The sequence below is a fragment of the Nocardia brasiliensis genome (assembly GCF_042691675.1).
Taxonomy (GTDB): Bacteria; Actinomycetota; Actinomycetes; order Mycobacteriales; family Mycobacteriaceae; genus Nocardia; species Nocardia brasiliensis_D.
Genome location: NZ_CP170507.1, coordinates 7802085 through 7826621, shown reverse-complemented (window position 1 = coordinate 7826621; position 24537 = coordinate 7802085). Strand labels below are relative to the sequence as shown.

The following is a 24537-nucleotide window of genomic DNA, read 5'->3' as shown; positions in this document are numbered from 1 at the left end:
TGATTGATTATGAGAACTGAACCCCGAGACGCGGGCGCCACGCTGGTATAGGTGAGCGTCCTGTCCGGGTGTCGTCGGGGAGCGCTTGCGTGGTGTTCCGGAAGCGAGGTTACGGTTGGACCGGCTGGATTTCGGCGGAAACGGCGAAGCTGGTGGCGAACGGGCATCCGCTGGTTCGGGCTACTTCCCGCTGTCTCCTGCGCAGCTGGGCATCTGGTACGCGCAGCATGTCGACCCGCAGGTGCCGGTCAACATCGCGCAGTACGTGGACCTGCACGGTGAGCTGGATGTCGAGGTCCTCGAGCAGGCCAGTATCGACGCGTCACACGAGCTCGGTTCGGGCTTCCTGCGGATCGTCGAACGCGACGGCGAGCCGCTGCAGTTCATCGACCACAGCATCGCCGACTACGACAAGGTCACCTATGTAGACCTGCGCGCCGAGGCCGATCCGGCCGCGGCGGCGATGGCGTGGATGCGCGCGGAGTACAGCCGCCCGATCGATTTGACCACCGATCGCCTGATCACCATCGCGGCGCTGCAACTGGCCGACGACCACTGGTACTGGTACTCCCGGGCCCACCACATCGCGCTCGACGGCTTCGGCGCGATGACCAACCTGAACCGGATCGCCGAGCTGTACACGGCGTATGTGAACGGCACCGAGCCCGCGGTATCCAAGGCCACCGACCTGTACACGCTCTATGAGCAGGAAATCGCCTACCGCGAGAGCAAGCGCTTCGGCACCGACAAGGAGTACTGGGCCGAGCGGGTCGCCGGGCTGGAGGAAGGCACCAGCCTGACCGGCCGGTCCGCCCCGCCCGCCGCGATCAACGGGATCGCCAGCGCGGCCTTGTCGGACGAGCAGAACGCGCTGCTGGATGCGGCTGTGCGCCGCCATGATTCGTCGCCCGCCGGGCTGCTGCTGGCCGCGTTCGCCGGCTATCTGGCGCAGTGGAACGGCGTCGAGGACGTCATTCTCAGCCTGCCGGTGACCGCGCGTACCACCGCGGCGATGCGTCGCTCCGGTGGTGTCTCGTCGAACATCGTGCCGCTGCGCCTGCGCGTCGGCCACGACACGACCGTCGGCGCACTGCTCAAGCAGGTGACGGTGGAAGTGTCCGGCGCGCTGCGGCATCAGCGGTACCGGCACGAGGACATCCGCCGCGATGCCGCCGGTGACGGCGTGGTGACCACGGAGTTCTTCGGCCCGTGGGTCAACATCATGCTGTTCCACGACGAGCTGGCGATGGGCCCGATGGTCGGCCAGCTGCACGTGCTGTCCACTGGCAGCATCGAGGATCTGGGCGTCAACTTCTATCAGTCGGTCGCGGGCACCCGCTCGCACATCGACTTCGAGACCAACCCGAACCTCTACACCGAAGACGAAGCGCACCGGCATCATTCGCGCTTCCTCGAATTCTTCGACCGATTCCTGGCGGCCGACGAAGACGCCGCGGTCTGGGCGTTGGACGTCACCACGGCGGACGAACGCGAGCGCTCGCTGCTGGAGTGGAACGACTCCGAGCAGGAGGTGCCGGACACCACGCTGTCGGCGCTGCTCGATGCGCAGATGCCGTTGACGCCGAACAATATCGCGCTCGATTTCGAGGGCGCGACGCTGACGTACGCGGAGTTCGACGCGCGGGTCAACCGGCTGGCCCGATTCCTGATCGCCGACGGCGTCGGCCCGGAATCGCTTGTCGCGCTGGGTATGCGGCGGTCGTTGGAGCTGGTCATCGGCATGCACGCGGTGCTCAAGGCCGGCGGCGCGTACGTGCCGATCGATCCGGATCATCCGGCCGATCGCACCGCCTACATCCTCGACAGCGCGGCACCGGTCTGTGTGTTGACGCTGTCGGCCGATGAGCTGGAACTGCCGGAATCGGTGCGGCAGGTGCGCATCGACACGCTGGACGTGTCGCAGTACTCGGCGGCGCCGATCACCGATGCCGAACGGACGCGACCGCTGCGGCCGGAGAACACCGCCTACGTCATCTACACCTCGGGTTCGACCGGACGCCCCAAGGGCGTTGCGGTCACGCATCGCGCGATCGTCAACCAGCAACTGTGGATGCTCGACGAGTACCGGCTGACCGCGGACGACGTATACCTGCAGAAGACCGCGACCACCTTCGACGTCTCGCTGTGGGGCTACTTCCTGCCGCTGATGGTCGGTGCGAAACTGGTCATCGCCGCGCCCGACGGCCACCGCGACCCGCTGTACGTCGCCGACATGATCGCCCGGCACGGCGTCACCGTGACCGACTTCGTGCCGTCGATGCTGACGGTGTTCGTCTCGCACGCGACGGCGGCGCAATGCGCCAGCCTGCGTGCGGTTTTCGTGATCGGTGAGGCGTTGCCGCCGGAGACCGCCGCCGGTTTCCGCGCGATCACCTCGGCCGGTCTGGCCCACCCGTCGCCCGACCACCACCCCCCACGGAGACGCTACGCGTCGCTGCACAACCTGTACGGTCCGACCGAGGCCGCGGTCTCGGTGACCTACTGGGAGGCGACCGCCGCCGACAAGCTGACCGTGCCGATCGGCATCCCGGAGTGGAATGTCTCGGTGTACGTGCTCGATTCGCGGCTGCGCCCGGCCGCGATCGGCGCCCCGGGTGAGCTGTATCTCGCTGGACGACAGCTGGCGCGCGGGTATCGCGGCCGCCCGGATCTGACCGCCGACCGCTTCGTCGCGAACCCGTTGTCGGACCGCGGTGAACGCATGTACCGCACCGGTGACCTGGTGCGCTGGAACGACGCGGGCACGCTGGAATACATCGGCCGCACCGACTTCCAGGTGAAGTTCCGTGGTCAGCGCATCGAGCTCGGGGAGATCGAGACCGACCTGCTCGCCCACCCCGCGGTCAGCCAGGCCGTCGTGCTGGTGATGGATACCGCCACCGGTCAGCAGTTGGTGGCCTATGTGGTTGCCGCGCCCGGGCATTCGGTCGATCCGGCGGAGTTGACCAGGTTCGCGGCCGAGCAGCTGCCGAGCTACATGGTTCCCGCCTCGATCATGGTGCTGGACGCCTTCCCGCTCAACACCTCCGGCAAGCTGGACCGTAAAGCGTTGCCGGAACCGGTGTTCAGCGTGGACGAGACCAGTTTCCGGGCCCCGCGTACCCAGGCCGAGCAGATCGTGGCGGGCATCTTCGCCGATGTGCTGAGCCAGGACCGCATCGGCATCGATGACAACTTCTTCGACCTCGGCGGCAACTCGCTGGTCGCCACCCAGGTGGTCTCCCGGATCGGCGTGGCGTTCGGCACCCAGATCGGGGTGCGGGCGCTGTTCGAATCCCCGACCGTGGCCGGGATCGCCGCCCGCGCGGAAAACGCCAGTCCCACCGACGGCGCCCGACCGCCGCTGGTGGCGCAAAACCTGCCGGAGCGGGTGCCGCTGTCGCTGGCCCAGCAGCGGATGTGGTTCATCAACCAGTTCGACCCCACCGTGCCGACCTACAACCTGCCGTTCGTGGTGCGGTTGCGCGGCCAGGTCGACCTCGACGCGTTGCAGGCCGCGCTGACCGATGTGGTGGCCCGTCAGCAGTCGCTGCGCACGATCTTCCCCGAGTCCGGTGACGGCGGCTACCAGCAGGTGCTGCCGGTCGAGCAGGTCGATCTCGGTATCACGGTCGAGCCGATCGATGAAGCCGAATTGCACGGTGTGCTGGCCGCATTCGCCGCCACCGGCTTCGATGTGTCGCGGGAACTGCCGATCCGGGTCCGGGTCTATGCGGTGACCGGTGGCCGCGACAACGGTGCCGCCGATTACGCGGTGGCGTTCGTGGTGCATCACATTGCCGCGGACGGTTTCTCGTTCGGCCCGCTGGCTCGCGACGTCGCCGCCGCCTACCTCGCGCGCGCCGCGGGGCAGGCACCGACCTGGACGCCGCTGCCGGTGCAGTACCAGGACTTCAGCGTCTGGCAGCGTGAGCTGCTCGGCGCCGAATCCGATCCCGGTTCGATGGCCGCCCGCGAAATCGCCTACTGGCGCCGGGCCTTGGCCGGGCTCCCCGATCAGCTGGATCTGCCCACCGACCGGCCGCGCCCACCGGTGCCCAGTTTCACCGGCGGCCGGGTCAGCTTCGACATCGATGCCGAGCTGCACCAGCGCCTTTCGGCGTTGGCGCGGGCCCAGGGCGTGAGCCTGTTCATGGTCATGCACGCCTCGCTGGCGGTGCTGCTCGCCCGGCTGTCGGGCACCAGCGACATCGCCATCGGCACCCCGGTCGCCGGGCGTGGCGAGCAGGCGCTCGACGACCTGATCGGCATGTTCGTCAACACGCTGGTGCTGCGCTCGGAGGTGGACGGCAGCGAACCGTTCACCGAGTTCCTGAAGCGCACGCGCGAAACCGATCTCGCCGCGTTCGCCTTCGCCGACGTTCCGTTCGAGCGCTTGGTCGAGGTGCTCAACCCGACCCGTTCGCAGGCCCGCCACCCGCTGTTCCAGGTGATGCTGTCGTTCCAGGAAATGTCGCACGCGACATTGGAACTGCCCGGACTCTCGGTCACCGCCGACGAGCTCGAGGTCGACATCGCCAAATTCGATCTGCAGTGGACCGTCACCGAAGAGCGTGGCGTCCACGGTGAACCCGCGGGCATGGCGGCCGTGGTGTCGTTCGCCACCGATCTGTTCGACGCGTCGACGGTCGCCGAGTTCGGCCGCCGCTACCTGCGCGTGCTCGAAGCGGCCGTCACCGCACCGGAATCCGCGGTGCGCGACATCGACATTCTCGACGAGGCCGAGCGCACCACCGTGCTCACCGCCTGGAACCTGACCGCGCACGAGCTGCCCGCGGCCACCGTCCTGGACCTGTTCCAGGAGCAGGTGCGCCTGCGGCCCGACGATATCGCCGTCCTGTTCGACGGCGGCACCCGCAGCTTGGGCGAATTCGGCCCGCAGGTGCAGCTGAGCTATGCCGAGTTCGCGGCGCGGGTGAATCGCCTGGCGCGCAAGCTGATCGCCGCGGGCGTCGGCCCGGAAACGCTGGTGGCCGTCGGTATCCGCCGCTCGGTGGACATGCTGATCGCCATCTACGCCACCATGACCGCGGGCGGCGGCTACGTGCCGATCGACCCGGACCATCCGGCCGAACGCACCGAGTACGTGCTGGCCAACTCGGCGCCGGTGTGCGTGCTGACCACCCTGTCCGACGACGTCAGCGCCGTCGACTGCCCGGTGATCGCCGTCGACACACTGGATTTGAGCGAATTCGGCGACGAGCCGGTCACCGATGCCGAGCGGCGCGCACCGCTGCGCCCGGCCAACACCGCGTACGTGCTCTACACCTCCGGTTCGACCGGTCGGCCCAAGGGCGTGGCCGTCAGCCACGCCAGCGTGCTCAACCAGGTCGCCTGGATCACCAACGAGTACCGGATCAGCCCGGCCGATGTGGTCCTGCAGAAGACGCCGGTCACCTTCGACGTCTCGGTGTGGGAGTTGTTCGGCACCTTGGCCGTCGGCGCCCGCATGCTCATCGCCGCGCCCGACGGGCATCGCGACCCGATGTACCTCTCGGAGATCATCGGACGGCATCACGTCACCATGACCTCGTTCGTGCCGTCGATGCTCTCGGTCTTCGCCAATACCGCCTCGACGACCGAATGCGCCTCGCTGCGTGCGGTTCTCGTCGCCGGTGAGGCACTGCCGCCCGCCACGGTCACCGCGTTCCGGCACTTCTCCACCGCCGCGATGCACAACCTGTACGGGCCCACCGAATTCACCGTGCACGCCACCGCCTGGCACCTCAACGAGGTCGCCCCCAGCTCGGTGCCGATCGGTCGCCCGGTGTGGAACGCGCAGGCCTACGTGCTCGACGAGGGGCTCGACCCGGTCCCGGTCGGCGTTCCCGGCGAGCTGTACCTGGGCGGCATCCAGACCGCCCGCGGCTACCACGGCCGCCCCGACCTGAGCGCCGAACGCTTCGTCGCCGACCCGTTCGGCGCGCCGGGCGCGCGCCTCTACCGCACCGGTGACCTGGTCCGCTGGGTCGAACCGCGCGATCCCGAGGTCGGCTCCGCCGGCGTGCTGGAATACATCGGCCGCACCGACTTCCAGGTCAAGTTCCGCGGTCAGCGCATCGAGCTCGGCGAGATCGAGGCCGCGCTGCTGGACCATCCGGCCGTCAGCCAGGCGGTCGTGCTCGTCATGGACACCGTCGCGGGCGATCAGCTCGTCGCGTATGTGGTGACCCCGGCGGGCCCGGTCGACATCGACAACATCAAGAACGCGCTGCACCGCACGCTGCCCGCGTACATGGTGCCGTCGGCGATCGTGGTGCTGGAAGCGTTCCCGCTCAACCCGTCCGGCAAGCTCGACCGCAAGGCGTTGCCCGCTCCGGTGTTCGAGGTGCGCGAATTCCGTGCGCCGACAACGCCGATCGAGGAAATCGTCGCGCAAGTGTTCGGCGAGGTACTCGGCATCAATCGGGTGGGTGTCGACGACGACTTCTTCGAACTCGGCGGCAACTCGCTGATCGCGACGCAGGTCGCCTCGCGCCTCGGTATCGCCCTGGACACCCGGGTGCCGGTGCGCATGCTGTTCGAGGCGTCCACCGTCGCCGCCCTCGCGGCCAGGGTGGAATCGCACGCCGGTGACGGCGCGCGCAAGGCGCTGGTGGCCCGGATCCGGCCGGAAGAAGTGCCGCTGTCCCTCGCACAGCAGCGCATGTGGTTCCTGAACCGGTTCGACACCGAGTCGGCGGTGAACAACATCCCGGTCGCCATCCGGCTCTCCGGCGATCTTGACGTCGCCGCCCTGCAGGTCGCGGTCATCGACGTGATCGACCGGCACGAGTCGCTGCGCACCGTGTTCCCGGAGACCAAGACCGGGCCGGTGCAGGTGGTGCTGGACGCCGCCCAGATCGTGCCCGACCTGACGCCGGTGCCGGTGACCGAGCACAACCTGATCGACCACCTGGTCGAGCTCGCCTCGATGGCGTTCGACGTGACCAACGAAGTGCCATTGCACGCACGGCTTTTCGAGATCAGCGAGACCGAGTACGTGCTCGGCATGGTGGTGCACCACATCTCCGCCGACGGCTGGTCGATGGGCCCACTGGCCCGCGACGTGATGGTGGCCTATGCCGCCCGCACCTCGTGGGAGGCGCCCGCCTGGTCGGCGCTGCCCGTGCAGTACGCGGACTACGCGCTGTGGCAGCGTGAGGTGCTCGGCTCCGAGGACGACCCGAGTTCGCTGATCTCCAACCAGATTCGGTACTGGACCCGCGAACTGGCCGACCTGCCCGACGAATTGGTGCTGCCCTCGGACCGGCCACGGCCCGCCACTGCCTCCTATCGCGGTGGCACCTATCCGTTCGTGATCTCCGGCGAGACCCAGCGCGCCCTGGTCGATCTCGGTCGCCGGCACAACGCCTCGCTGTTCATGGTCATGCACAGCGCGCTGGCCGTGCTGCTGGCCCGCGCCAGCGGCACCAGCGATATCGCCATCGGCACCCCGGTCGCCGGGCGTGGTGAAGCCGCGCTGGACGACCTGATCGGCATGTTCGTCAACACCCTCGTGCTGCGCACCGAGGTGGACGGCGCGGCGAGCTTCGCGGATCTGCTCGCCCAGGCCAGGGAAACCGACCTGCACGCGTTCGCCCACGCGGACGTGCCGTTCGAGCGGCTGGTCGAGGTGCTCAACCCGGCCCGCTCGCAGGCCAGGCACCCGCTGTTCCAGGTGATGCTGACCTTCCAGAACACCAGGCAGGCCAGCCTGGAGCTGCCAGGGCTTTCGGTCAACGGCGTCGACTACGACGCGCGGCTGGCCAAGTTCGATCTGCAGCTGACCCTGCAGGAGACCCAGGACGAACTCGGCGACGCGGCCGGCATGTCGGCCGAATTCTCCTACGCCGAGGACCTTTTCGATCCGGACACGGTGGCCGCGTTCGCGCGGCGACTGGACCGGGTGCTGGCGGCGGTCACCGCCGACCCGACCGTCCCGATCGGCGACATCGACCTGCTCGCGCCCGAAGAACGCGCGCGGGTGCTGGTCGACTGGAACGACAACGCGCACCAGGTGCCCGAGGAAACGCTGGTCTCGCTCTTCGACGCGCAAGCAGCGGCGACGCCGGACGCGGTTGCGCTGGTCTTCGACGAAGAACGGCTCACCTACCGTGAACTGCAGGTGCGCGCCAACCGGATCGCCAGGCAGCTGATCAAGGCCGGGGTGGGCCCGGAATCGCTTGTCGCACTGTCGATCCGCCGCTCCAACGAGCTGGTCATCGCGATGTACGCGGTGCTGCAGACGGGTGCGGCATACGTGCCGCTCGACCCGGATCAGCCCGCCGACCGGATCAACCACATCGTCGACACCGCACGCCCGCGGATGATCCTGTACCGGTCCGCGGACGGATTCGGCATCGATCTGCAGCGTGAGGTCTCGGTCATCGCGATCGAGGGTATCGAGGGCGTGCCGGGTATGGCCGCCTCCAGCGGTGCGCCGATCACCGATGCCGAGCGCATTCGGCCGCTGCGGCCGGGCAACACCGCGTACGTCATCTTCACCTCGGGCTCGACCGGACGCCCGAAGGGTGTGGCGGTCAGCCATGCCGCGATCGTCAACCGGCTGCTGTGGATGCAGCACGAGTACCCGATCGGACCCGACGACGCGGTACTGCAGAAGACGCCCGCCACCTTCGACGTGTCGGTGTGGGAGTTCTTCTGGCCGTTGCAGACCGGCGCGCGCCTGGTCGTGGCGAAGCCGGACGGGCATCGCGACCCGGTCTACCTGGCCCAGATCATCGCCGAACAGGGCATCACCACAGCGCATTTCGTGCCGTCGATGATGTCGGTGTTCGTTTCCACTCTCGGCAACGAGAACGGCGACGCGGACGGTTATCCCGCGTCGCGGTTGCGGCAGGTGTTCGCCTCCGGTGAGGCGCTGCCCGCGCAAACCGCGCAGCGCTTGCGCGAACTGACCGGCGCCCGCCTGCACAACCTGTACGGGCCCACCGAGGCCGCCGTCGACGTCACGTATCACGAAGTGACGCAGACGGATACGGTTTCGGTGCCGATCGGGCGACCGGTGTGGAACACCGGAGTGTTCGTGCTCGACGCCAGATTGCACCCGGTCGCACCGGGTGTCGCGGGCGAGCTCTATCTCGCGGGCGATCAGCTGGCCGTCGGCTACCTCGGCCGCCCGGATCTGACCGCGGACCGATTCGTCGCCAATCCGTACGGCCCGGCGGGTGCGCGGATGTACCGCACCGGTGACCTCGTCACCTGGACCGCGGCTGGCGAGCTGGAGTACTTGGGTCGCACCGACTTCCAGGTGAAGCTGCGTGGTCTGCGGATCGAGCTCGGCGAGATCGAGGCCGCCCTGCTGGCCCAGCCCGGCGTCGCGCAGTCCGTCGTGGTGGTGCGGACCGACCCGCACGCGGGCGATCAGCTGGTGGGTTACGTTGTCGCCGAATCGGATTCGGTCATCGACCCGGACGAGGTCAAGGCCGCCCTGGCCGGTGTGCTGCCTGCCTACATGATTCCGGCCGCGCTGGTCGTGCTGGACGCGTTCCCGGTCAACGCCAGTGGCAAGCTCGATCGCAAGGCGCTGCCCGCTCCGGTGTTCGAGGCCAAGGTATTCCGTGCCCCGGCCACCCCGATCGAGGAGATCGTGGCCGAGGTCTTCGCAGACCTGCTCGGGCTGCCGCGCGTCGGCGTGGACGACGACTTCTTCGAGCTCGGCGGCAACTCGCTGGTCGCCACCCAGGTGGTCGCGCGGCTGAGCGCGGCGCTGGACACCGAGGTGGGTGTGCGCCTGCTGTTCGAGGCGCCGACCGTGGCCGCGCTGGCCGCCCGGGTCGAATCCCGGGCGGGATCCGGTGCGCGCCAGGCGCTCACGGCACAGGTGCGTCCCGAGTACCCGCCGTTGTCGCTGGCGCAGCAGCGGATGTGGTTCCTCAACCGGTTCGACGCCGACTCGGCGGCCAACAACATCCCGGCCGCGGTGCGGCTGGAGGGCGCGCTGGATCTGGACGCGCTGCGTGGCGCGGTCGCCGACGTCGTCGCGCGGCACGAATCGCTGCGCACCATCTACCCGTCCCGTGACGGCGTTGCCTACCAGCGGGTGCTGCCCGCGACCAGGGCGATCCCGGACCTGGAGGTCTTCCCCGTCGCCGAGGGCCAATTGCTCGGCGCCATGTACGAATTCGTCGAGCGCGGCTTCGACGTGACCGCCGAGCCGCCGGTGCGGCTGCGCGCGTACCAGCTCGGCTCCGGCGGGCAGGAACGCAGCGACCAGGGCATCAACACCGCGGATTACGTGCTCGTGGTGGTAGTGCATCACATCGCGGCGGACGGCTTCTCGATGCGGCCGCTGGTCCGCGACCTGATGACCGCCTACCTGGCGCGCACCTCGGCGACCGAGCCCGGCTGGCCGCCGCTCGCGGTTCAGTACGTGGATTTCGCGCTGTGGCAGCGGGAAACGCTCGGGTCCGAGGACGATCCCACCTCGCTGATTTCCGAACAGCTCGACTACTGGCGCCGCGCTCTCGCCGGTCTGCCCGACGAACTGCGGCTGGCCGGGCGTCCCCGGCCCGCGATCGCGTCGTATCAGGCCGGGACACACCGCTTCCGGGTGCCCGGCGAGCTGATCGATGAGCTGAACCGGGTCGCGCACGCGCACGGCACCACGCTGTTCATGGTGGTGCACAGCGCCTTCGCGGCACTGCTCGCCCGACTGAGCGGTTCGGACGACATCGCAATCGGCATTCCGGTGGCGGGTCGTGGCGAGCAGGCGCTCGACGACCTGGTCGGCATGTTCGTCAACACGCTGGTGTTGCGCGCCCAGGTCGACACCGACGCGTCGTTCACCGACCTGCTCGCCCAGGTGCGTGAGCGCGACCTGCAGGCCTTCGCGCATGCCGACGTGCCGTTCGAGCGGCTGGTCGAGGTGCTCAACCCGGCCCGCTCGCAGGCGCGGCATCCGCTGTTCCAGGTGATGCTGTCGTTCCAGAACCTGGGTCGTGCGTCGCTCGAGCTGCCCGGACTCACGGTGTCCGAGCTCGGCATCGACCAGCCGACCGCGAAGTTCGACCTGCAGCTCACGCTGAGCGAGGTGCCCGATCAGTCGGGGTCGAACGCCGAGGCGGCGATGGACGCCGAACTCCTCTACGCCACCGACCTTTTCGACGCCGCGTTCGCGAATACCTTTGCCGAGCGGTTCCTTCGGGTGCTCGGTGGCGTCGCCGCCGAACCGACCGCGGCGGTGGGCGATATCGAGCTGCTGGACGGGGCCGAGCGTGCGCTGGTGGTCGAGCGGTGGAACGACACCGAATTCCCGGTCGACGCGGCGCTGACCTCGCCGGTGGGCGATGCCGCCGCGACACTGGTTTCGCTGTTCGAGGCGCAGGTCGCGCGCACGCCGGAAGCGGACGCGGTCACCTTCGAGGGGACAAGTCTGGCCCACCCGTCGCCCGACCACCACCCCTCATCGAGTCACTACGTGACGCTGACATACGCTGAGTTCGCCGGGCGGGTGCATCGACTGGCGCGCTGGCTGAAGCAGAACGGCGTCGGGCCGGAATCGTATGTCGCACTCGGCATGCGGCGCTCGATCGAGCTGGTCGTCGGTATGTACGCGGTGAACGCCGCCGGTGGTGCGTACGTGCCGCTGGATCCGGATCATCCGGCCGACCGCACCGAATACATTCTGGAGACCGCGCGCCCGGTGTGCGTGCTGACCTCCGGCACCGATCTGGCGACCACGGCGTCCCGGCAGGTACGCATCGATCAGCTCGACCTGTCGGAGTTCTCCGACGCGCCGCTGACCGACGCGGATCGGCACAAGCCGCTGCGCCCGGCCAATACCGCCTACGTGATCTTCACGTCCGGCTCGACCGGTCGCCCGAAGGGTGTCGCGGTCTCGCACGCGGCCATCGTCAACCGCCTGGTCTGGATGCACGCGGAGTACGGCCTTGCCGCCTACGACGTGGTGCTGCAGAAGACGCCCGCGACCTTCGACGTGTCGGTGTGGGAGTTCTTCTGGCCGTTGCAGGTCGGCGCGCGACTGGTCGTCGCGAAGCCGGACGGCCACCGCGATCCCGCCTATCTGGCGCGGCTGATCGTCGAAGAGCGCGTCACCACGGTGCATTTCGTGCCGTCGATGCTGTCGGTGTTCGTCGCCGAGGAGCGCGCGGCCGAATGCGTCAGCCTGCGCAATGTTTTCGCCTCCGGCGAGGCATTGCCCGCGGTCACCGCACAGCGGCTCCGCGCGCTGACCGGCGCCCGGCTGCACAACCTGTACGGCCCGACCGAGGCCGCCGTCGACGTCACCTTCCACGAGGTGACCGAGGCCGACACCAGCTCGGTGCCGATCGGCGCACCCGTCTTCAACACCCAGGTCTACGTGCTGGATTCGCGGCTGCGGCCGGTGCCGGTCGGCGTGCCCGGCGAGCTGTACCTCGCGGGCGCCCAGCTGGCGCACGGGTACGTGGCCCGGCCCGACCTGACCACCGAACGCTTCGTCGCCAACCCCTTCGGCCATGCCGCGCGCATGTACCGCACCGGCGACCTGGTCTCCTGGACCGAGGACGGCGAGCTGGAGTACCTGGGCCGCACCGACTTCCAGGTGAAGCTGCGCGGTCTGCGCATCGAGCTCGGCGAGATCGAGAACGCGCTCACCGCACTGGAATCCGTGGCGCAGGCGGTCGTGCTGGTGCGCACCGACGAGCGCACCGGTGACCAGCTGGTCGCCTATGTGGTCGGGGATCCGGACCGGGCCTTCGACGTCGAGACGGTCAAGGCCGCGCTCGGCAGCCGGTTGCCCGCGTACATGGTGCCGACGGCCTATGTGGAGCTCGACGAGTTCCCGCTCAACCCCTCCGGCAAGCTGGACCGCAAGGCACTGCCCGAGCCGACGTTCGCGGCCAAGGTGTTCCGCGCACCGACCACGCCGGTGCAGGAGATCGTCGCCGACACCTTCGCCGAGGTGCTCGGTGTCGAGCGGGTCGGCGTGGACGACGACTTCTTCGAGCTCGGCGGCAACTCGCTGGTCGCCACCCAGGTGGCGGCGCGCCTCGGCGAGGCGCTGGACACCCAGATCCCGGTGCGCGCACTGTTCGAGGCGTCGAGCGTCGCCGCACTGGCCGCGCGAGTGGAATCGGCTGCGGGACAGGGCGGCCGGGCGCCGCTGGTGCCGCAGGAACGCCCCGAGCTGGTGCCGCTGTCGCTGGCTCAGCAGCGGATGTGGTTCCTCAACCGGTTCGACAACCGCACGGCGGTCAACAACATCCCGGTCGCCATCCGGCTCACCGGCGAACTCGATGTCGACGCGCTCAACGCCGCGATCGGCGATGTGCTGGCGCGCCACGAGGCGCTGCGCACCGTGTACCCCGAGGTGGAAGGCACCGGTTACCAGCGCGTCCTGCCAGTCTCCGAGGTCGCGTTCACGCTGGCCGCCGAGCCGGTCACCGAGACCGAACTGCCCGCGCGCATCGTCGAGCTGGCGAGCGTGCACTTCGACGTGACCCGCGAGATCGCGTTCCGGGCAAGCCTGCTCGCCCTGGACGAGCACAACCACGTGGTGGTGCTGGTGATGCACCACATCAGCGCCGACGGCTTCTCGCTGCGCCCGCTGCTGCGCGACGTGGTCGTCGCCTACAGCGAGCGCACCCGTGGCGAAACGCCCGCGTGGGCACCGCTCGAGGTGCAGTACGCCGACTACGCGCTCTGGCAGCGCGACGTGCTCGGTGTCGAGCACGATCCGGAATCGGTTGCCGCCCAGCAGATCGCCTACTGGGTCAAGCAGCTGCGTGATCTGCCCGATCAAATCGAACTGCCCGCCGACCGCCCGCGTCCGGAGATCGCCTCCAATGCCGGTGGCACGCACGGCTTCTCGATCGATGCCGAGCTGCACACCGCGCTGGCCGAGCTCGCGCGCCGCCGGGGCGTGACGCTGTTCATGGTCGTGCACGCCGCGCTGGCCGCGTGGGCGGGCAGGCTGTCCAACAGCACCGATATCGCCATCGGCACCCCGATCGCCGGGCGTGGCGAGCGTGCGCTCGACGACCTGGTCGGCATGTTCGTCAACACCCTGGTCCTGCGCAGCGAGGTCGATCCGGCCGCGAAGTTCAGCGAACTGCTCGAGCAGGTACGCCGGACCGATCTGGCGGCGTTCGGCAACGCGGATGTGCCCTTCGAGCGGCTGGTGGACGTCATCAGCCCGGCCCGCTCGCAGGCACACCACCCGCTCTTCCAGGTCGCGCTGACCTTCGAGGCGGCCTCGGCCGTCGATATGGGCACGGTGCAGCTGCCCGGCCTCGACCTCGATGTCGTCGAATTCGACCCGGGCACCGCCAAGTTCGACGTCCAGCTGACCGTGGGGGAGGCCGCGGACGGCGCGCTGACCATGTCGTGGAACTACGCGACCGAGCTGTTCGATCCGGAGACGGTGGCCTCGTTCGCCGACCGGCTGGTGCGCGTGCTGCAGACCATCGCCGAGGACCCCGAGATCGCCGTCGGCGATATCGATCTGCTCGGTGAAGCCGAGCGCCTTGACGTGTCGCAGCGCTGGGTGTCGTCCGGGATGGACGCCGTGGCGCGAGCGACGGGCGCGGAGGCGGCAGCCCGCGTAACCACGGAGCGCACCGGGAGCGCCACCAGCGGATACAGCGCGGGCCTTTTCGGCGAATCAGAGACCACGCTCGTCGCGCTGTTCGATGCGGCGGTCGCCGCGCATCCGCACCGCACGGCAGCCCGCTTCGGTGTCGAGCAGTTGACCTATGCCGAGCTGGACCGGCGCGCGAACGTGCTGGCGCGCAGGCTGATCGCGGACGGTGCCGGACCGGAGTCGTTGGTCGCGGTGATCCTGCCGCGCTCGCTGGACCTGGTGGTCGCGCTGGTCGCGGTGGTGAAGACGGGCGCGGGCTATGTGCCGGTCGACCCGACCTACCCGGCGGAGCGCATCGCCTACGTGCTGGCGGATTCCCAGCCGACCAGCGTGATCCTGGATTCGACTGTCCAGGTGACGGTGCCAGCGGAGCTGCCGAGCGTCGTGCTGGACGGCTTCGCCGTGGAGACCGGCAATATCGAGGACGCCGACGACGCGCCGATCACCGACGCCGACCGCAATGCCGCGCTCTCGCCCGACCATGTCGCGTACGTGATCTACACCTCCGGTTCGACCGGCCGCCCGAAGGGTGTCGCGGTCGCGCACCGGAATGTGGTGCGGCTGTTCGCCAACACCGATCGCGACTTCGGCTTCGGCCCCGACGACGTGTGGACGCTGTTCCACTCCTACGCCTTCGACTTCTCGGTGTGGGAGCTGTGGGGCCCGCTGCTGTTCGGCGGCACCCTCGTGGTGGTCGACTACTACACCTCGCGCTCACCGGAGCAGTTCCTGGAACTGCTGCGCGCCGAGCAGGTCACGGTGCTCAACCAGACCCCGTCCGCGTTCTACCAACTGGCGGAAGCCGATCGCAATGCCGCACCCGACGCCGCGCCGCTCGCGCTGCGCTACGTGGTGTTCGGCGGCGAGGCCCTGGAGCTGCGCAGGCTCTCGGATTGGGTTGCCCGCCACGGTGATTCGGCGCCGCTGCTGGTGAACATGTACGGCATCACCGAGACCACGGTGCACGTGTCCTACCGCGCGCTGGACGCCGCGACCATCGCGGCCGCCTCCGGCAGCGTGGTCGGTCGCGCGATCGCGGGCCTGCGGGTGTACGTGCTCGACAACCGGCTGCGACCGGTTCCGGTCGGTGTCGCGGGCGAAATGTATGTGGCGGGACCGCAATTGGCCCGCGGCTACCTCGGCCGCCCCGACCTGTCCGCCACCCGGTTCGTCGCCAACCCACTCGGCGGCACCGACGCGGCGGGCTCGCGCCTGTACCGCTCCGGCGACCTCGCGCGCTGGAACCGCTTCGGTGAGCTCGAATACCTGGGCCGCGCCGACGATCAGGTGAAGGTCCGCGGCTTCCGCATCGAACTCGGCGAGATCGAGTCCGCCATCCTGGCCCAGCCCGGCATCGCCCAGGCCGCGGTCATCGTGCGCGAGGACCAGCCGGGCGACCAGCGGATCGTGGCCTACGTGGTCGCCGAACCCGACGTCGTCCCGGTGCTCGATCAGGTCCGCGACGGTGCCGCCGAGCGGCTGCCGTCCTACATGGTGCCCTCGGCGCTGGTGCGGCTCGAGTGGATTCCGTTGACCGTCAACGGAAAGCTCGATCGACGCGCCCTGCCCGCCCCGGCCGTGCAGGCCCGGTCCTTCCGCGCACCGGTCACCCCGGTCCAGGAGACGGTGGCAGCGGTGTTCGCCGAAGTCCTCGACCTGCCGAGGGTCGGCGTCGACGACGACTTCTTCGAACTGGGCGGCAACTCGCTCATCGCCACCCGGGTGGTGTCCCGCATCGGTGCCGCGCTCGGCACCACGGTCGAGGTGCGCGCGCTGTTCGAGGCACCGACCGTGGCGGCCCTCGCCGCACGGGTGGAATCGCATGCCGACGGCGCCGCACGGGCCCGCCTCGTCGCCCGTCCCCGGTCGGCCGACGAACTGGTGCCGCTGTCGTTCGCGCAGCAGCGGATGTGGTTCCTGAACAAGTACGACACCTCATCGGCGGCCTACAACCTGCCGATCGCCATCCGGCTGACCGGCGCCCTCGACGTGGCCGCGCTGCGGCTGGCGGTGGCCGACGTGGTGCGCAGGCACGAATCGCTGCGCACCCGCTACCCGGAGCACGGCGGCACCCCGGTCCAGGTGATAGTGCCCGCCGAGAACATCGCGCTCGACCTGCATCCGGTACAGGTGGATCCGGCCGAACTGACCGCCGTGGTGACCGACTTCGTCACCACCGGATTCGATGTGGCCGAACAGGTTCCGCTGCGCACCCGGCTCTACAGCGCGGGCCCGGACGAGCACGTGCTGGTCGTCGTGGTGCATCACATCGCGGCGGACGGCTTCTCGATGGGGCCGCTGACCCGCGACGTGATGCTCGCCTACTCGGCGCGCACCCAGGGCAGCGCGCCCGGCTGGGCACCGCTGGCGGTGCAGTACGCCGACTTCGCGGTCTGGCAGCGGGAAGTCCTCGGCGCCGAGGACGATCCGGAATCGCTGATGGCGCGCCAGGTGGCGCACTGGCAGCGGGTGCTCGACGGTATCCCGGACGAGCTGACCCTGCCCGCCGACCGCCCGCGTCCCCCGGTCGCCTCGCTGCGCGGCGCGACGCTGCACCGCGAGCTGCCCGCCGACCTGATCGCCGCGCTGGAAGACATTGCCCGGCAACGCGGTGCGTCGCTGTTCATGGTGATGCACAGTGCGCTCGCCGTGCTGCTGTCGCGGCTGTCCGGTGCGGACGATATCGCGGTCGGCACACCGATCGCGGGCCGCGGCGAGCAGGCCCTCGACGATCTGGTCGGCATGTTCGTCAACACCCTGGTGCTGCGCACCGGGATCGACGCCGCCGGATCGTTCACCGAATTGGTCGATCAGGTGCGCCGCACCGACCTGGACGCGTACGGCAATGCCGACGTGCCGTTCGAGCGGCTGGTGGAACTGCTGGCACCGGAACGCTCGCAGGCACGCAACCCGCTGTTCCAGGTGATGCTGGCCTTCCAGAACTTGGATCGCACCACCCTGGAGCTGCCCGGTCTCTCGGTGTCCGCACTGGACCTCGAAGAGAACGTCGCCCGCTTCGATCTGCAGTTCACGCTGTCGGAGCAGGGCGAACCCGGCACGGCCGGAATGGCTTTGGCGCTCACGTACGCCACGGACCTGTTCGACGAGTCGACCGCCGCGGAGATCGCGCAGCGCTGGCAGCGGGTGCTCGAGGCCATTGCCGCGAACCCGGCGATCGCGGTCGGCCAGATCGACGTGCTCGACGCCGCTGAGCGAGCCGATCTGACCGCCCGCTTCGGCGAGCAGGCCACACCGGCGCGGACACTGCCGGAGCTGATCGCCGAGGCGGCCGCCATCGACCCGACGGCACCCGCCGTCGTGTTCCAGGGGCGCAGTCTGTCCTACGGCGAGCTGGACGAACGCTCGAACCGCTTGGCGCGCTTGCTGATCGAGCGTGGGCTCGGCACCGAGGATCTGGTCGCGGTCGCCGTGCCCCGCTCGGACGACTCCTACTTCGCCGAATGGGCGGTCGCCAAGTCCGGTGCCGCCTTCGTGCCGATCGACCCGACCTACCCGGCCGACCGCATCGCGCACATGGTCACCGATTCGGGCTCCCCGGTCGGCCTGACCGTGACCTCGGTCCGCGCCGACCTGCCGGACTCGGTCGAATGGCTGGTGCTCGACGAGCTGGAGCTGACCGGATTCGACGCCGCCGCGATCACCGATGCCGATCGCGTGCGGCCGGTGCGCCCGGAACACCCGGCCTATGTCATCTACACCTCCGGTTCCACCGGTGTCCCCAAGGGCGTCGTGGTCACCCATGCCGGTCTCGCCAACTTCCGGGACGAGCAGAACGCTCGTTACGACGTCGACTCGAACACGCGCGCATTGCATTTCGCGTCGCCGAGCTTCGACGCCTCGATCCTCGAGTTCCTGCTCGCGATCGGCCGCGGCGGCACCCTGGTCGTCTGCCCGCCCGGCGTGTACGGCGGCGAGGAACTGGCCGAGCTGATCCGCACCGAGCGCGTCACGCACGCGTTCATCACCCCGTCGGTGCTCGCCTCGCTGGATCCGGCTGCGCTGGCCGACATGCGGGTGATCGTGGCCGGTGGTGAGGCTGTCCCGGCCGATCTGGTCACCAAGTGGGGTGGCGCGCCGGACGGTTCGGGGCGACGCTTCCACAACGGTTACGGCCCGACCGAGACCACCATCATGACCAACATCAGCGACCCGCTGACGCCGGGCGATCTGGTCACCATCGGTGGGCCGACCCGCGGCATGCAGTCGCTGATCCTGGACGCCCAGCTCCGGCCCGTGCCGGTGGGTGTCGCGGGTGAGCTCTATCTGTCGGGCATCCAGTTGGCCCGCGGCTATCACGCGCGGCCGGGGCTGTCCGCCGAACGGTTCGTGGCCAATCCGGCTGTCCCGGGTGCGCGGATGTACCGCACGGGTGACGTGGTCCGCTGGACCCGCACCGGAGCGGTCGAATACGTCGGCCGGTCCGATTTCCAGGTGAAGGTGCGCGGTTTCCGCATCGAGCTCGGCGAGATCGACGCGGCGCTCGCGGCGCACGCGTCGGTCGACTTCGCGGTCACCGTCGGCCACAAGAGTTCCGCAGGTGCCACCTCACTGGTGTCCTATGTCGTTGCCGCACCGGGCCGGTCGATCGATGTGGCCGCCTTGACCGGTCACGTCGAGGAGCGGTTGCCCGCGTACATGGTGCCGTCCTCGATCATGGTGATCGACCGCGTCCCGCTGACCCCGGTGGGCAAGCTGGACCGAAAGGCGTTGCCGGAGCCGGTGTTCGCGACCGAGGTCGTGTTCCGGGCGCCGCGCACGCCGGTCGAGCAGACCATCGCCGAGGTCTTCGCCGAGGTGCTCGGCGTGGAGCGGGTCGGTGTCGACGATTCGTTCTTCGCCCTCGGCGGCGACAGCATCGTCTCCATCCAGCTGGTGTCGCGGGCCAAGGCGCGCGGCGTGGTGTTCACGCCGCGACACGTCTTCGAGCAGCGCACCGTGGCCGGGCTGGCCGCGGTCGCCGAGACCGCCGACGCCGCCGCGGCTTCGGCGGTGGTGCTCGCCGAGCTGCCCGGTGGTGGGGTCGGCACCATGCCGCTCACCCCGGTCGTGCGGTTCATGGCGGAGCGGCGCGGCTCGTTCCGCCGGTTCAACCAGACCCTCGCGCTGGAGCTGCCGGTCGGCATCGACCGAGCGGGCATCGTCGCGACCGTCGGGGCGGTCATCGACCGGCACGACATGCTGCGGGCCAGCCTGCGCGAGGTCGACGGGGAGTGGATCCTCGAAACCGCCGCCGCGGGAACGGTCGACGTGGACGCGTTGATCGATCACACCACCTTCGACGCCGGTGTCGACGACGCCGAGTTGCTCGAGATCGCCAGCGCGGCAGTGGATTCGTCCCTCGATCGACTGGATCCCGCCGCGGGCGTGGTCATTCGGTTCGTGTGGCTGGAGCCGTCGAGCAGCGACCGGGCCGGGCGCCTGATCGTCGTCGGACACCACCTGGTGGTCGACGGTGTCTCCTGGCGCATCCTGGTGCCCGACTTCGTCGCGGCCTGGGGCCAGCGCACCGCCGGGCAGCAACCCGAGCTGGTCGCGCCGGCCACCTCGATGCGCGCCTGGGCACACGCACTCGAACGGGAGGCGCGCAGTGCCGAGCGGGTCGCCGAACTCGACCACTGGCGTTCGGTGGTCGACGCGGCCGACCCGCTGCTGACCGAGCGTCCGATGGATCCGGCGGTCGACACCTCGGGTGTCATCGAGAAGCTTCAGGTCGAGGTGTCCGCCGAGGTCACCAAGGCCCTGCTGACCAAAGTGCCCGCGCTGTTCCACGGCGGCGTGAACGACGGCCTGCTCACCGCGCTGACCCTGGCCACCGCGAAATGGCGGGCGCGCAGGGCCGGTACCCGCGGCGACGATTCGCTGCTGATCCGCCTGGAGGGCCACGGCCGCGAAGAGGACATCGTGCCCGGCGCGGATCTGTCCCGCACCGTCGGCTGGTTCACCGCGATCTTCCCGGTCCGCTTCGACCTGTCCGGCATCGACATCGATGCCGCGCTGGCCGGTGGACCCGCGCTCGGCCAGGCGGTCAAGGCGATCAAGGAGCAGCTGCTCGCGGTGCCGGACAAGGGCATCGGTTACGGCCTGCTGCGCTACCTGAACCCCGAGACCGCCGCCGAGTTGCCGGTGGAGCTGCCCGGCCAGGTGAGCTTCAACTACCTCGGCCGCGTCTCCGAGGGCGATGTGCCGGAGTCGCTGCGCGGCTTCGGCTGGATCCCGGCCGCCGAAATGGGCGCACTGGCTGGGGCCTACGACGCGGACATGCCCGCGATGGCGCCGCTGGATATCAACGCGATCGTGACCGGCGACAAGCTGACCGCGAATATCGGCTACCCATCGACGCTGCTCGACGCCGCCGCCGTCCGCGAATTCGGTGAACTGTGGACCACCGCGCTGGAAGCGGTTGCCCGGCACGCCAATTCGACCGGCGCGGGCGGGCACACCCCGTCCGACTTCGCGCTGGTGCGCAGTCCGCTGGGCGGAGGGCGGGGGGTAACACAGAGCGATATCGACGGCTGGGAGCGGCGCTTCCCGAACCTGGCCGACATCTGGCCGCTGTCGGCGCTGCAAGCCGGTCTGCTCTTCCACGCCAGGCTCGCCGCCACCTCGGTGGACGTCTACACCGCGCAGGCGGTGCTGACCCTCACCGGCCGCGTGGACGCGGCTCGGTTGCGTTCGGCCGCACAGGCTTTGGTGGACCGCTACGAGAACCTGCGCACCGCGTTCGTCACCGATCACGACGGCAGCCCGGTGCAGGTGGTGCTGGACAGCGTCCGGGTCGCCTGGTCCGAGCACGACCGGATCGAGCAGGGCCACGGCGATGACCTGATCGCCGCGGACCGCGCGGAGCGCTTCGATCTGGCCGAGCCGCCGCTGATCCGGTTCACCCTGATCCAGGTGGCGCGCGACCGCTGGCAGTTCGTGGTGGCCAACCATCACATCCTGCTCGACGGCTGGTCGATGCCGCTGCTCATGCAGGACCTGCTGGTGCTCTACGCGGCACACGCGGATACCAGCGTGCTGCCCGCCGTGCGGTCCTACCGGCACTTCCTGGAATGGACCGCGCAGCAGGATCATTCGGCCTCGGTGGCCGCGTGGACCGAGGCGTTGCGCGGTGTCACCGAGCCGACGCTGCTGGCCCGTCCGGACGCGGGACGCGAAATCACCTCGCTCGCCGGTGAATACTTCTTCGAGCTCGACGAGGCGGCGACCGAACGGCTCACGGCGCTGGCCGGTTCGCTGGGTGTCACCCCGAATACTGTGCTGCAGACGGCGTGGGGCATCCTGATCGGCCGGATGACCGGCCGCGACGACGTGCTGTTCGGCACCACGGTGTCCGGGCGTCCCGCGGACCTGTCCGGCGTGGAGTCGATGGTCGGCCTGTTCATCAACACCGTGCCGGTGCGGGTGCGTTTCGACCCGGCGGAGTCCGCGCGGCAGCTGCTGGCCAGGACCCAGGGCGAGCAGGCGGATCTGCTCGATCACCACTACGTCGGTCTCGCGGACATCCAGTCCGCCGCCGGTATCGGTGGACTGTTCGACACGCTGGTGGTGTTCGAGTCCTACCCGGTGGACGCCGAGGGCCTGCAGGAACGCGCCGCGGATATCGATGGCATGGCGGTCGTCGGTCTCGACGCGGCCGATGCCACGCACTACCCGTTGACGCTGATCGCGCAGTTGGACTCGCGACTGCGGATCCGCGCGGGCTACCTGCGCGACCTGTTCGACGAGCAGACCGTGCGGCGTATCGCCGATCGCCTGATCCGGGTGCTGACCGCGATCACCACCGAACCCGCTGTGCCGGTTGGTGATATCGAGCTGCTCGACACCGCCGAGCGTGAGCTCGTGGTGTCCGGCTGGAACGACACCGCGCACGAGGTGGACGCATCGGCGACGCTGGTCTCGATGTTCTACGAGCAGGCCGCGCGCACGCCCGACGCGACCGCGTTGACCTTCGACGGGACAAGTCTGGCCCACCCGTCGCCCGACCACCACCCCTCATCGAGTCGCTACGCGACGCTGACATATGACGAGTTCGCCGGACGGGTGAACCAGCTGGCGCGCTGGCTGATCGCGCGCGGCGTCGGCGCGGAATCGTATGTGGCGCTCGGCATGCGGCGCTCGATCGATCTCGTCGTCGGCATGTACGCGGTCGCGGTCGCCGGTGGCGCCTATGTGCCGCTGGATCCGGATCATCCGGCCGAGCGCACCGAATACATTCTGGCCACGGCCGATCCGGTGTGCGTGCTCACCTCGGGTAGCGACCTCGACATCGATACCGCGCAGGTGCGGATCGATCTGCTCGATCTGAGCGGGCTGTCCGAGGCCGAGATCACCGACGCGGACCGCCGGGACCCGTTGCGGCCGTCGAACACCGCGTACGTGATCTTCACTTCCGGTTCCACCGGCCGCCCCAAGGGCGTCGGCGTTTCGCACGCGGCGATCGTCAACCGCCTGGTGTGGATGCAGTCCGCTTACGAGTTGGACGCCACGGACGCGGTGCTGCAGAAGACCCCCGCCACCTTCGACGTGTCGGTGTGGGAGTTCTTCTGGCCGTTGCAGATCGGTGCCCGCCTGGTCGTGGCCAAGCCCGACGGGCATCGGGATCCGGCGTACCTGGCCGAGGTCATCAGCGCGGAGCGGATCACCGTCACCCACTTCGTGCCGTCGATGCTCGCCGTGTTCGTGGCCGATGCCGCTGCGGCTCAGTGTGATTCGCTGCGCCTGGTGTTCGCCTCCGGTGAGGCGCTGCCGCCCAAGCCCGCGCACCGCCTGCGCGAGCTGACCGGCGCCGCGTTGCACAACCTGTACGGCCCGACCGAGGCCGCGGTCGACGTCACCTTCCACGAGGTCGTCGACACCGATACCGACACCGTCCCGATCGGCGCGCCGGTCTACAACACCCAGGTGTACGTGCTGGATTCGCGGCTGCGGCCGGTTCCGGTCGGTGTCGCGGGTGAGCTGTATCTGGGCGGCACCCAGCTGGCGCGCGGTTATGTCGCGCGTCCGGATCTGACCAGCGACCGATTCGTGGCCAACCCCTACGGCGCTGTAGGCGAGCGGATGTACCGCACCGGGGACCTGGTGCAATGGACTGCAACTGGTGAGCTGGAGTACTTGGGCCGCACCGACTTCCAGGTGAAACTGCGTGGTCTGCGGATCGAGCTCGGCGAGATCGAGGCCGCGCTCACCGCGCTGGACGAGGTCGCCCAGTCGGTCGTGGTGGTCCGCGGCGACCAGCACACCGGCGACCAGCTCGTCGCCTATGTCATCGGCGCGCCGAATGTCCGGGTGGACACCGAGCTGCTGCGCGAGGACCTGGCGGAGCGGTTGCCCGCCTACATGGTTCCGTCCGTGGTGATCGTGCTGGACGAGTTCCCGCTCAACGCCTCCGGCAAGCTGGATCGCAAGGCGCTGCCCGCGCCGGTGTTCGAGGCCGCGGTGTTCCGCGCGCCGACGACGCCGGTGGAGGAGATCGTCGCGGCCACCTTCGCCGAGGTGCTCGGCCTGGAACGGGTCGGCTTGGACGACGATTTCTTCGCGCTCGGCGGCAACTCGCTCACCGCGACCCAGGTCGCCGCGCGGCTGTCCGCCGCGCTGGACACCGATCTCGGGGTGCGCGAGCTGTTCGAGGCGTCCACGGTGGTCGCGCTCGCGGCCCGCGCGGAGACCCACGCCGGTGCCGGTGCCCGCGCGGCGCTGGTGCCGCAGCAGCGGCCCGAACTGGTGCCGCTGTCGCTGGCTCAGCAGCGCATGTGGTTCCTCAACCGCTTCGATCCGGACTCGGCGGTGGACAACATTCCGGCCGCGGTGCGGCTGTCCGGTCTGCTGGACCGGCAGGCCCTGCAGATCGCCGTTGCCGACGTGCTGGCCAGGCACGAGTCGCTGCGCACCTTCTACCCGGAGGTCGA

At 69.5% G+C, this 24537-nt stretch carries 1 protein-coding gene (cut by a window edge); it reads left to right on the top strand.

The features are described from left to right. The first annotated feature begins 115 nt into the window (after window positions 1-115). On the top strand, window positions 116-24537 hold the 5' portion of the coding sequence (locus tag ACFK0J_RS35930) for a non-ribosomal peptide synthase/polyketide synthase (protein ID WP_378734148.1). It continues 19705 nt past the right edge of the window; only the first 24422 of its 44127 coding nucleotides appear in the window; the start codon lies at window positions 116-118; its stop codon lies beyond the right edge, outside the window.